A 10,614-nucleotide genomic window follows, 5' to 3' on the forward strand; every position below is an offset into this window, starting at 1 on the left:
AAAATGCCGGGGGAACCCCGGCCTACGGTTAATACTCAGGCGCTACAGTATTTTTTTTTAATCACGACAAACAGGGTACCCAACAGACCCGCGGTTAACAGGGCAATCGGCAGGATCATTAAAAAGGTCATCACCTGATCTTCATGGCGTTTGACGAACGGGATCATGCTCAGCGCATAGCCAAAGCCGGTGACGACGGTGACCCACAGCAGACCGCTCAGCCAGTTAAAAAACTGGAACCGACGGTTTGGCAGGCCCGAAATTCCCGCCATTGTTGGCAGCAAGGTACGAACGAATGCCAGGAAACGCCCAGCCAGCAGTGCCATCAGCCCGTGTTGGTCAAACATGCAGGTAGCGCGCTGATGATATTTATCAGGTAATTGCGCCAGCCAGCCTTTTACCGTCCGCGTGTTGCCCAGCCAGCGTCCCTGAATGTAGCTCAGCCAGCAGCCCAGACTGGCTGCGGCAGTCAGAATAGCTATGGTAGGTATAAAACTCATCACGTCCTGAGCGATCAGCGCCCCTGCCAGCAATAACAGGCTGTCTCCGGGTAAAAAGGAGGCAGGCAGCAGGCCATTTTCTAAAAACAGTGTGGCGAACATTACGAAGTACACCACGCTCACAACGTGCGGATCCGCCAACGCGGCAAAATCGTGTTGCCAAAGCGCGGAGACAATATCTTGAATGACTACCATGGACTTTCCTGTGGAACAGCGTTTATGTGTGGATTGTACTCCTGAATTGTCCGGGATGCCTTGATCCCGGACGCAACAATTGCAGACTTTTCCACCAGAAGTGTCTGCATATATGTCCATCTATGGCAATTTTACTCGATTCGGGCAAATCCTGCGGCCAAATCGGCAATCAGATCGTCAACATTCTCTAAACCGATATGCAAACGGATGAGCGTTCCACTGAAGTCCACCTCGCCTTGCGGACGGATTGCCGCAATGTGTTCCGGCTGATTAGCGAGAATCAGCGACTCAAAACCGCCCCAGGAGTAGGCCATGCTGAACAGGCTGAAGTGGTCCAGATACGCGGCCAGCTCTTCATGATTTAGTTTCTTATTCAATACAAATGAGAACAGTCCGCTGCTGCCGGTGAAATCACGCTTCCAGAATTCGTGGCCTTTACTGCCGGGCAGCGCGGGGTGGTTCACGCGGGCGACCTGCGGATGGCTGGCCAGCCACTCGGCGACCTTTAAGCTGCTTTCATGATGTTGGCGCAGGCGAACGCTTAGCGTACGCAGTCCGCGGCTGGTCATATAGGCGGTATCGGCGTCCAGCATTTGCCCCATCAGATAGGCATTTTCGCGCAGTTGATCCCAGCAACGGGCATTAGCTACCGCAGTGCCGACCATGGCGTCGGAATGGCCAATCAGATATTTGGTACCAGCCTGAATAGAAATGTCGATGCCAAAATCCAGCGCTTTGAACAGCACCCCGGCAGCCCAGGTGTTATCAATTATGATGATCGCATCCGGCGCGACGCTTCTGACGGCGGCAACAATAGCAGGGACATCATGTACTTCCATGGTGACAGAGCCGGGAGATTCCAGAAATACGACTTTAGTGTTCGGCTGTATGTGCTTCACAATATCGGCACCAACCAGCGGATCGAACCATCCGGTGGACACGCCGAGTTTGCCGAGAATTTTGGTGCAGAAATCCTGGCTGGGTTCATAGGCGGTGTTGGTCATCAGCACATGATCCCCTTGTTCCACAAAGGCGAGGATGGTGTTGGCAACGGCCGCCGCGCCGCAGGGGAACAACGCGCAACCCGCGCCGCCTTCCAGTTCACACATTGCCTCCTGCAGGGAAAAATGCGTCAGGGTTCCGCGACGTCCATAGAAAAGCGCACCGTTAGCACGGTTGTGCGTAGCCTGCTTTTTGGCCTCTACGGTGTCAAACACTAGCGAAGAAGCGCGCTGGATCACGCTATTTACCGCGCCCAGCGTGTACTTTTTACTGCGTCCTGCGTGAACGAGTTTGGTTTCAAGTTGCTTATCTGCCATGTCGTCTTACCTGTTTTTATACGTCTGGATGTCTAAACTACCATGAATCAAAGATGACGCATCCTGCAGAACGGTCATACAGTAGAAAATAATCTCAAAATGCTTCTGGTGACTTTTTTACTGCGTAAGCGCAAGGAAAAGAAACCAAAGGTGCGGCAATATGTAAATAGTAATGAGAACGACTATCAATTCGACGTCGTTTTGATATCATTACGCTCAGATTTTGTGATTTGCGTCCTGGAGATACAGAGTGGGTAATAATTTGATGCAGACGGATCTTTCCGTCTGGGGTATGTATCAGCACGCCGATATCGTGGTTAAGTGCGTGATGATTGGGCTGATTTTGGCATCAGTGGTCACCTGGGCTATCTTCTTTAGTAAGAGCCTTGAGTTCTTTACTCAGAAACGCCGCCTTAAGCGTGAACAGCAATTGCTGGCGGACGCCCGCTCTTTAGACCAGGCAAATGAGATTGCTGCAGGATTTGATGGCAAAAGCCTGGGCGCACAGTTGATTTACGAAGCGCAGAACGAACTGGAATTGTCAGAAGGCAGCGACGACAACGAAGGTATTAAAGAGCGTACCGGCTTCCGTCTGGAGCGTCGTGTGGCGGCGGTAGGTCGTCATATGGGACGTGGTAACGGCTACCTGGCCACCATCGGGGCTATCTCTCCATTTGTGGGTCTGTTCGGTACCGTATGGGGCATCATGAATAGCTTCATCGGGATTGCACAAACCCAAACGACCAACCTGGCCGTTGTTGCGCCGGGTATCGCAGAAGCACTGTTAGCGACGGCGATCGGTCTGGTCGCGGCAATTCCTGCGGTCGTTATCTACAACATTTTCGCACGTCAGATTGGCAGCTATAAAGCGATGCTGGGCGATGTCGCGGCACAGGTGCTGTTGCTGCAAAGTCGCGATCTGGACCTGAACGCTAGCGCTTCTGCCCATCCGGTACGTGCAGCGCAGAAATTACGTGTAGGATAATGTTCCATGGCAATGAGCTTTAATGAAAACCTGGACGATAACGGTGAAATGCATGAAATCAACGTGACACCGTTTATCGATGTTATGTTGGTTTTATTGATCATCTTTATGGTGGCCGCACCGTTGGCAACGGTGGATGTGAAGGTGAATCTCCCGGCTTCCACCAGCACGCCGCAGCCGCGTCCGGAAAAACCGGTTTACCTGTCTGTTAAAGCCGATAAGAGTATGTTTATTGGCAACAATCAGGTGACGGATGACACCATGATTAGCGAATTAAATACGCTGACCGATGGGAAGAAAGACACCACGATTTTCTTCCGTGCGGATAAAACCGTCGATTATGAAACCATGATGAAAGTTATGGATACGCTGCATCAGGCGGGTTTCCTGAAGATTGGTCTGGTCGGTGAAGAGACCGTGAAAGCGAAGTAATCCTGATTGCCGGGTAATGGTTGTTGCCTTACCCGGCCTTCCTCTCCTGATTCAGCTCTCCCCAGACGCCCTTATCTGTCCTCTTCCAGTGCGACTGCCGTTATCCTGGTGGGTTCGTAGTTCCCTTCAGACAGTTTACGCGTCAGGCGTAAGGTGGCTGTTTCTCGCTTGAGTATATGCTGGTATGTGCTCTCCAGCCGGGCCATGATTTTGTCCCGTAGTTCTGGTTGCTGCTCCATAATGGCTTCAATCGCGGCGCCATAGATCTCTTCTTTAGCCTGTAGCGCATAAATTTCGCGACGATTTTGCCATTTCATCCGCACCAGCGCGGCGGGAATAGAGACCATCTCCTGGGCAACGCTTTCCAACGTCGCATTTTTATTGGCAATCAATACGGCTAAATTTTGCTTTAAGACAAACTCATCGCTTTTATGGTCATCTAAAGCCAAATAAACATTATTATCCTCAACATCTTTCATTTTATTTCTCTTCCAGAGAATAAAAAATAGGATCGCTGGTCTCACGCGTAATTAAATTAAGCCAAATTTTATTGCCCTGTTCATTTACGCTGGCTGTTTTTGTCGATAAAATTTTACTTAATTCTTGAGCGTTAATGTCGCCTTCCGCTTGTAGTGAATTGAGCAGGCGAGTGAAGGACTCAATTTTTGCGGCACGAAACAGGCGCTCTTTTAAATGGCGATCGCACTCTTCAAATAACATATTGCGCGCCTGGCCGTTAGCTGTAGAGCTAATCAAAATTTCGGGGTCGTAATCGCTTAATGTTCTCTTTCCCTGAGTCAAATTTTCACTATTATCTGTGGGACTGGTATTAGTAGATGAGCTGGATAAGTGAAAACGCGAGGGAACAAGATGCTCGGGAAGCATGTTGAAATATCCTTTGATGCCAATGATATGTTGTTCTAAATAAACCAGGCTGCGTTGACAATAGCATGGCGTAATTTTAAAATCAAAAAAAATGGAGCCAGTATATGAACAGTATATTTTATTCTGTTATTACCCTGCTATTGCTTACCTGCGGGGTACTTTTGTTGATGCGCAGTGCAAATAAAAACCGATATGCAGAAAATGGGCACTCTAAAAACCAGCCGGAAATGCTGAGTAAAGAAGAGGGGGAAGATCATTTTTCGGTACTGATGAATTCGATTACCCCAGTATGGTATTGGCGCGTTAATCACGAATATATCGATTTTATCCACTCAACGATCAAGCGGATGACAATGGTGGAGCTAAATGAGACGCCAGGGCTATTTGATGCACAGCGGCGTTGTAGCGATCTCAACTCTGCGGTGTATAAATATTACGACAATATAAAAAAGCGCTGTCTGAGCGGTGAGAAAGTCCCGCATGCCGATCTGGATGTGCTTAACTTACGCCAGTGCTTCAGGGAGTTCAGTCTGGAGGCTTATCCTGCGCTTGTCGCGCTGGTGTGGCCGGAATTTCAACGTCCAGAGATCAAAGCGGAAGAGGTGTGAAGGGATTGGCTGGCCCTGTTACGTGCCGGGGAGGCTAACGCCGCTTCCCGGCACAGGGTTACAAACGGCTATTTGTCAGATGAGGCCTGCCACAGGTTCAGCTTACCATCCGCGACATGCTTATCGATCTGCGCCAGTTCTTCGGCGCTGAACGTCAGGTTAGCCAATGACTGAACGTTCTCCTCCAGTTGCTCCGGTCGGCTGGCGCCAATTAATACCGACGTTACCCGATTGTCTTTCAGCAGCCAGCTTAAGGCCATTTGCGCCATCGACTGTCCGCGCTGTTGCGCCATTTCATTGAGCAAACGCAGGCTGTTAAGGTTTTCTTCCGTCAGCATATTTTCCGTCAGCCCACGAACTTTTTTCCCTTCACGCTGCATGCGTGAACCTTCCGGAATGCCGTTGAGGTATTTCCCCGTCAGCAGCCCCTGGGCCAGCGGCGTAAATGCGATGCAGCCCATGCCGTTGGATTCCAGCGTATCCAGCAGACCGCTGCTGTCTACCCAACGGTTAAGCAGGTTGTAAGAAGGCTGGTGGATCAGCAGCGGAATTTTCCATTCCCGCATCAGCTCGGCCATTTTCTGCGTACGCTCCGGGGAATAGGATGAGATGCCGACATACAGCGCTTTACCGCTTTGCACCGCATGGGCCAGCGCTGAGGCGGTCTCTTCCATTGGCGTATTTTCGTCAACGCGGTGCGAGTAGAAGATATCGACATAGTCGAGGCCCATGCGTTTCAGGCTCTGGTCGAGGCTGGCGAGCAGGTATTTGCGCGAACCGCCAGAACCGTATGGGCCTGGCCACATGTCATAGCCTGCTTTGGTGGAGATGATCAGTTCATCACGATAGTGTGCAAAATCCTCGCGCAGTAATCGGCCAAAATTCTCTTCTGCGCTGCCCGGAGGCGGCCCGTAGTTATTGGCTAAATCAAAATGCGTGATGCCTAAATCAAATGCTTTACGCAGCAGAGCGCGCTGTGAATCCAGCGCCTGAACGTGCCCAAAACTGTGCCACAAACCCAGCGATAGTGCGGGTAAACGTAAACCGCTGCGCCCGCAGTAGCGATAGAGCATCTGCTCGTAACGTTCAGGATTGGCAAACCAGTCCATGAGATCTCCTTAGTGCAGGTGAATTTCGAAACAACGTTTCTATTCTAGCGGGTTCATGATGAATATCCCGTTCACCAGGTCACACTGGAATGAAAAACTGGGCAAAAACAGACCACTGTGCTTTGCTTAAAAAAACATCGATCCGGAGTGCTGCCATGTCGCGTCTAACTGCCAAAGACTTTCCGCAAGAATTGCTCGACTACTATGACTATTACGCTCATGGCAAAATAACGAAACGCGAGTTTCTCAATCTTGCTGCGAAATATGCAGTCGGTGGTATGACGGCGCTGGCATTATTCAATGTGTTGAAACCCAATTATGCCCTCGCAACGCAGGTGGAGTTCACCGATCCTGATATCCTGGCGGAATACATGACTTACCCTTCACCTGAAGGGCATGGTGATGTGCGTGGGTATCTGGTCAAACCTGCGAAAGCGACGGGGAAAGTTCCGGCGGTAGTGGTGGTGCATGAGAATCGTGGGCTGAATCCGTATATTGAGGATGTGGCACGGCGGGTGGCAAAGGCGGGCTATATTGCGCTCGCGCCTGATGGCTTAAGTTCAGTAGGGGGCTATCCTGGCAATGATGATAAAGGTCGGGAGTTGCAGCAGCAGGTTGACCCGGTAAAGCTGATGAACGACTTTTTTGCCGCCATTGAATTTATGCAGCGTTATTCAGGCGCGACGGGAAAGGTGGGTATCACCGGATTTTGCTACGGTGGCGGCGTATCGAATGCCGCAGCCGTTGCTTTTCCTGAACTGGCCTGCGCAGTGCCTTTTTATGGGCGTCAGGTTCCTGCATCAGATGTCCCTAAAATAAAAGCGCCTTTATTACTGCACTATGCGCAATTAGATACCCGAATTAATGAGGGATGGCCCGCCTATGAAGCGGCGCTCAAAGCCAATAAGAAAGTCTATGAGGCATATATCTATCCCGGCGTTAATCATGGTTTTCATAATGACTCCACACCGCGTTATGATAATGCTGCCGCTGATTTGGCCTGGGAGCGTACTCTTGCATGGTTTAACAAATATTTACGATAGAAAACAAGGGATTATTTAATGCTTCAGGTTAATTATCTGAATAATAATGCTAGCTAATTTCATTAGCATTCATGTTGATATAGTGTAAATAATATTGGATGCACTTAAGAAAGTAAAAAAATAAAGAATGCATTATATCTTCTCTGTTGCCTGCCGATAACAAGGATAAGTATCGCCTGATGGCGAATTCCTCATCAACGGCAAGGAAATTATTATGCGTTTGCTGAAAAACTTCACTATTCGTATTGTCATGTTGGCAATACTGGGACTTTTTTGCCTGCTCTGGTCGGGCGTGGGTTTATTCAGTCTTCATTCTTTATCAAAAATATCTGAAGGCAATGATATTGACCGTCATCTTGTCCATCAGATGACGGTCCTCAGTCAGGGGAACGATCAGTATTTTCGCTTCGTAACGCGCTTAAGTCGCGCCATGGATGTCAAAATGAGCGGCGGAACGCCTGATTTTGCACCAGCGCAGCAGTCCCTGGAGAATATGAGCAAAAAACTCCAGGAGATGAAAACGTTGTCTCCGGGGCCTATGGATCCGGACGTTGCCGCGGCGGTACTGACGAAGTGGCAGGCGCTGCTGGATAACGGGGTGATTCCGCAAATGCAACTGGCGCAGCAGGGCACGCTTACGGCCTTTGCGGAGCATGCCAGCACCGTTACGCCAGCGCTAAGCCGTGAATTTGGCGCCAGTGCCGAACGTTTTAACGCCACGGCAGGTGAGCGGCTTGATACCACGCGTGTCATGGTCGATGGCAAAACGTCTATCATCCGGACGCTAATTATTACCGCCGTGATCCTCGGTATTGCTCTCCTGTTCTTCACAGATCGTTACCTCGTCGCCATGATGGTGAAACCCCTGGGACGTATCCGCCAGCAGTTCCAGCAGATTGCTCAGGGCGATCTCAGCCATCCAATCGAAGATTTTGGCCGTAACTGCGTGGGCCAACTGGTGCCGTTATTGTGCGCGATGCAGGACAGCCTGCGCGAAGCCGTCAGTACAATTCGCTCAGGTAGTGACAACATCTGGCGAGGGGCTACGGAAATTTCCACCGGCAATAACGATCTCTCATCGCGTACTGAGGAGCAGGCTGCGGCGCTGGAAGAGACCGCTGCCAGCATGGAGCAACTGACCGCAACGGTAAAACTGAACGCCGAAAACGCGCGTGAAGCCAGCCAGCTTGCCGATACGGCGACAGAGACGGCAGGTAAAGGGAGCAGCCTGGTTTCAGAAGTGGTTGAGACGATGGACGGCATTGCCGCCAGCTCTAAACAGATCGCGGAAATTACGTCGGTTATTAATAGCATTGCCTTCCAGACCAATATTCTGGCGCTGAACGCGGCAGTTGAAGCTGCCAGAGCAGGTGAGCAGGGGCGTGGTTTTGCCGTTGTTGCCGGTGAGGTGCGTAACCTTGCCAGCCGTAGCGCCGGGGCGGCGAAAGAGATTGAGACGCTGATTGGCGAATCGTCGCGTCGCGTCGATCAGGGCGCTCGACTGGTTAAAGAGACGGGATTAACCATGGAGGCGATTCTGCGCGGAGCCACCGAAGTGACCGTTATCATGAAGCAAATTGCTTCTGCCTCAGAAGAACAGAATAAGGGCATTTCGCAGGTGAGCGTGGCGATCACGCAGATGGACAGCGTAACGCAACAGAACGCCGCGCTGGTAGAGCAAGTTTCCGCCGCAGCTGTGGCGCTTGAACGGCAAACGGAAGAGCTGCAACGCTCGGTACAACAGTTCCGTCTTTCAGCAAACGATGTGCAGTACGCCGCCGCCAGTACCGCTTCCCCTTCAGTAGACAGCAAAACGTCTGCGGCCGCTAAAAAGGATGAATGGGTGTCCTTTTAAGCGGGCATAAAAAAGTACGTGATACCTCTGGTCTTTGCTTAAAAAATCGCTATATAATTTATTATATAGCGATTGGAGATTATGCATGGACAACCATTTTGGAAAAGGCTTGATGGCCGGATTAAACGCGTCAAGTGCGGATAGCGCACGCACGGCGGCCAATTTTTGTGCTGATTATAAACGCGGTTTTGTGCTGGGGTTTTCTCATCGAATGTTTGAAAAAACGGGCGATCGACAGCTCAGCGCGTGGGAAGCGGGGATCCTCACGCGTCGCTATGGGCTGGATAAAGAGATGGTTATGGATTTCTTTAAAGAGAACCAGTCCAGTACAACAATTCGTTTTTTCATGGCTGGCTATCGTCTCGAAGCTTGATCCGAAAGGGGTATTATCTTGCTTTAATTAATTACACTATTGACCTACGCATTCGTTTTGTTGCTCCGCCGAAGTATTATAATGCACATAACCATATAAAAAGTGTGGTAAATGGCGCGCCGATCGCAATATGCAACATGCGAAAGGTGCAAAATAAAAGCCAGGTCTTCGCAACGGAATAACTATAAAATGACTGGAGATAACTCTCTCATCAATTCGAACGGCATCAATCGCCGTGATTTCATGAAGCTTTGTGCAGCACTGGCCGCTACCATGGGGCTCAGTAGCAAAGCCGCCGCAGAAATGGCCGAATCAGTTTCTCGTCCTCAGCGTCCACCGGTTATCTGGATTGGTGCGCAGGAGTGTACGGGTTGTACTGAATCGCTACTTCGCGCGACACACCCTACAGTGGAAAACCTCGTTCTGGAGACAATCTCTCTGGAATACCATGAGGTACTCTCTGCCGCCTTCGGCCACCAGGTCGAAGAGAATAAACATAACGCTCTGGAGAAGTACAAAGGGCAATATGTTTTGGTTGTAGATGGTTCTATCCCACTGAAAGACAATGGTATTTACTGCATGGTTGCCGGTGAGCCGATCGTAGATCACATCCGCCGGGCCGCAGAAGGCGCTGCCGCTATCATTGCCATCGGCTCTTGTGCCGCGTGGGGTGGTGTTGCTGCTGCTGGCGTTAACCCAACGGGTGCCGTCGGCTTGCAGGAAGTTCTGCCAGGCAAAACCATCATCAACATCCCCGGCTGTCCTCCGAACCCGCACAACTTCCTTGCAACGGTCGCGCATATCATCACTTACGGTAAGCCGCCGAAGCTGGATACCAAAAACCGTCCTACATTTGCCTATGGTCGTTTGATTCACGAACACTGCGAACGTCGCCCGCACTTCGATGCAGGTCGTTTTGCTAAAGAGTTTGGCGATGAAGGTCACCGTGAAGGATGGTGCCTCTACCATCTGGGCTGTAAAGGACCAGAAACCTACGGCAACTGCTCAACGCTGCAATTCTGCGATGTTGGCGGCGTGTGGCCGGTGGCTATCGGTCACCCTTGCTACGGCTGTAACGAAGAAGGTGTCGGTTTCCATAAAGGTATTCACCAGCTTGCTCATGTGGAAAACCAAACACCGCGTTCCGAGAAACCTGACGTCAATATGAAAGAAGGCGGCAATATTTCTGCCGGGGCGATTGGGCTGCTTGGTGGCGTAGTAGGACTGGTTGCCGGTGTCAGCGTGATGGCGGTTCGTGAACTGGGGCGTCAGCAGAAGAAAGATAACGCTGACTCACGGGGAGAATAACC

Annotated in this window: 12 protein-coding genes; 7 read left to right on the forward strand and 5 right to left on the reverse strand. The window is 50.7% G+C overall.

Features of this window, described 5'->3' with window-relative positions:
• Positions 1-35 precede the first annotated feature (35 nt).
• Positions 36-695, reverse strand: coding sequence for a DedA family general envelope maintenance protein YghB (yghB, locus tag HV037_RS03930; RefSeq protein ID WP_016154504.1), 660 nt, complete (start codon positions 693-695; stop codon positions 36-38).
• A 131-nt stretch (positions 696-826) separates the two neighbouring features.
• Positions 827-2,014 carry a cystathionine beta-lyase gene (gene metC, locus HV037_RS03935; protein ID WP_016157474.1) on the reverse strand — a complete coding sequence of 396 codons (1,188 nt, stop codon included), beginning with the start codon at positions 2,012-2,014 and terminating at the stop codon, positions 827-829.
• Between the two features lie 250 nt (positions 2,015-2,264).
• Between metC and exbB the strand changes: the two genes are divergently transcribed.
• Both exbB and exbD read left to right on the forward strand, forming a co-directional pair.
• Positions 2,265-2,999 carry a tol-pal system-associated acyl-CoA thioesterase gene (gene exbB / locus HV037_RS03940; protein ID WP_016154502.1) on the forward strand — a complete coding sequence of 245 codons (735 nt, stop codon included), beginning with the start codon at positions 2,265-2,267 and terminating at the stop codon, positions 2,997-2,999.
• A 6-nt stretch (positions 3,000-3,005) separates the two neighbouring features.
• Complete coding sequence (gene exbD, locus HV037_RS03945) at positions 3,006-3,431, forward strand: TonB system transport protein ExbD (protein WP_016154501.1); 426 nt, start codon at positions 3,006-3,008, stop codon at positions 3,429-3,431.
• 71 nt (positions 3,432-3,502) lie between these two features.
• Here the strand turns inward: exbD and HV037_RS03950 are convergent, their stop codons facing one another.
• On the reverse strand, positions 3,503-3,910 hold the full coding sequence (locus tag HV037_RS03950) for a cytoplasmic protein (RefSeq protein ID WP_103284238.1): 408 nt from the start codon (positions 3,908-3,910) through the stop codon (positions 3,503-3,505).
• Between the two features lies 1 nt (position 3,911).
• Positions 3,912-4,316: a hypothetical protein gene (locus tag HV037_RS03955; RefSeq protein WP_103284237.1), complete on the reverse strand. Its 405-nt coding sequence runs from the start codon at positions 4,314-4,316 to the stop codon at positions 3,912-3,914.
• 104 nt (positions 4,317-4,420) lie between these two features.
• Between HV037_RS03955 and HV037_RS03960 the strand changes: the two genes are divergently transcribed.
• Positions 4,421-4,924 carry an RNA helicase gene (locus tag HV037_RS03960; protein ID WP_103284236.1) on the forward strand — a complete coding sequence of 168 codons (504 nt, stop codon included), beginning with the start codon at positions 4,421-4,423 and terminating at the stop codon, positions 4,922-4,924.
• A 68-nt stretch (positions 4,925-4,992) separates the two neighbouring features.
• On the opposite strand, the gene HV037_RS03965 is transcribed toward HV037_RS03960, so the two are convergent.
• Entirely contained in the window at positions 4,993-6,033 is a 1,041-nt protein-coding gene (locus HV037_RS03965; protein ID WP_053388758.1) for an aldo/keto reductase, read from the reverse strand.
• Between the two features lie 155 nt (positions 6,034-6,188).
• Between HV037_RS03965 and yghX the strand changes: the two genes are divergently transcribed.
• The 4 genes from yghX (at position 6,189) to hybO (ending at position 10,612) form a co-directional block, all read left to right on the forward strand.
• The gene (yghX, locus tag HV037_RS03970) at positions 6,189-7,076 is read left to right on the forward strand and encodes a YghX family hydrolase (RefSeq protein WP_049268743.1); all 888 of its coding nucleotides are present in this window, start codon (positions 6,189-6,191) and stop codon (positions 7,074-7,076) included.
• Positions 7,077-7,290: 214 nt separating this feature from the next.
• Positions 7,291-8,931, forward strand: a complete 1,641-nt coding sequence (locus tag HV037_RS03975; protein WP_103284235.1) for a methyl-accepting chemotaxis protein — start codon at positions 7,291-7,293, stop codon at positions 8,929-8,931.
• 85 nt (positions 8,932-9,016) lie between these two features.
• Positions 9,017-9,304 carry a DUF2623 family protein gene (locus tag HV037_RS03980; RefSeq protein ID WP_016154494.1) on the forward strand — a complete coding sequence of 96 codons (288 nt, stop codon included), beginning with the start codon at positions 9,017-9,019 and terminating at the stop codon, positions 9,302-9,304.
• A gap of 189 nt (positions 9,305-9,493) precedes the next feature.
• On the forward strand, positions 9,494-10,612 hold the full coding sequence (gene hybO, locus HV037_RS03985) for a hydrogenase 2 small subunit (protein ID WP_016154493.1): 1,119 nt from the start codon (positions 9,494-9,496) through the stop codon (positions 10,610-10,612).
• The last annotated feature ends 2 nt before the right edge of the window (positions 10,613-10,614 follow it).

This window comes from Citrobacter sp. RHBSTW-00017 (assembly GCF_013797615.1).
Classification (GTDB): domain Bacteria; phylum Pseudomonadota; class Gammaproteobacteria; order Enterobacterales; family Enterobacteriaceae; genus Citrobacter; species Citrobacter braakii.

What these genes read in the sequence shown, in the direction of transcription:
- yghB (WP_016154504.1), bottom strand. Translation starts at nt 695, where the DNA reads ATGGTAGTCATTCAAGATATTGTCTCCGCGCTTTGGCAACACGATTTT.
- metC (WP_016157474.1), bottom strand. Translation starts at nt 2,014, where the DNA reads ATGGCAGATAAGCAACTTGAAACCAAACTCGTTCACGCAGGACGCAGT.
- exbD (WP_016154501.1), top strand. Translation starts at nt 3,006, where the DNA reads ATGGCAATGAGCTTTAATGAAAACCTGGACGATAACGGTGAAATGCAT.
- HV037_RS03950 (WP_103284238.1), bottom strand. Translation starts at nt 3,910, where the DNA reads ATGAAAGATGTTGAGGATAATAATGTTTATTTGGCTTTAGATGACCAT.
- HV037_RS03955 (WP_103284237.1), bottom strand. Translation starts at nt 4,316, where the DNA reads ATGCTTCCCGAGCATCTTGTTCCCTCGCGTTTTCACTTATCCAGCTCA.
- HV037_RS03960 (WP_103284236.1), top strand. Translation starts at nt 4,421, where the DNA reads ATGAACAGTATATTTTATTCTGTTATTACCCTGCTATTGCTTACCTGC.
- HV037_RS03965 (WP_053388758.1), bottom strand. Translation starts at nt 6,033, where the DNA reads ATGGACTGGTTTGCCAATCCTGAACGTTACGAGCAGATGCTCTATCGC.
- yghX (WP_049268743.1), top strand. Translation starts at nt 6,189, where the DNA reads ATGTCGCGTCTAACTGCCAAAGACTTTCCGCAAGAATTGCTCGACTAC.
- HV037_RS03975 (WP_103284235.1), top strand. Translation starts at nt 7,291, where the DNA reads ATGCGTTTGCTGAAAAACTTCACTATTCGTATTGTCATGTTGGCAATA.
- HV037_RS03980 (WP_016154494.1), top strand. Translation starts at nt 9,017, where the DNA reads ATGGACAACCATTTTGGAAAAGGCTTGATGGCCGGATTAAACGCGTCA.
- hybO (WP_016154493.1), top strand. Translation starts at nt 9,494, where the DNA reads ATGACTGGAGATAACTCTCTCATCAATTCGAACGGCATCAATCGCCGT.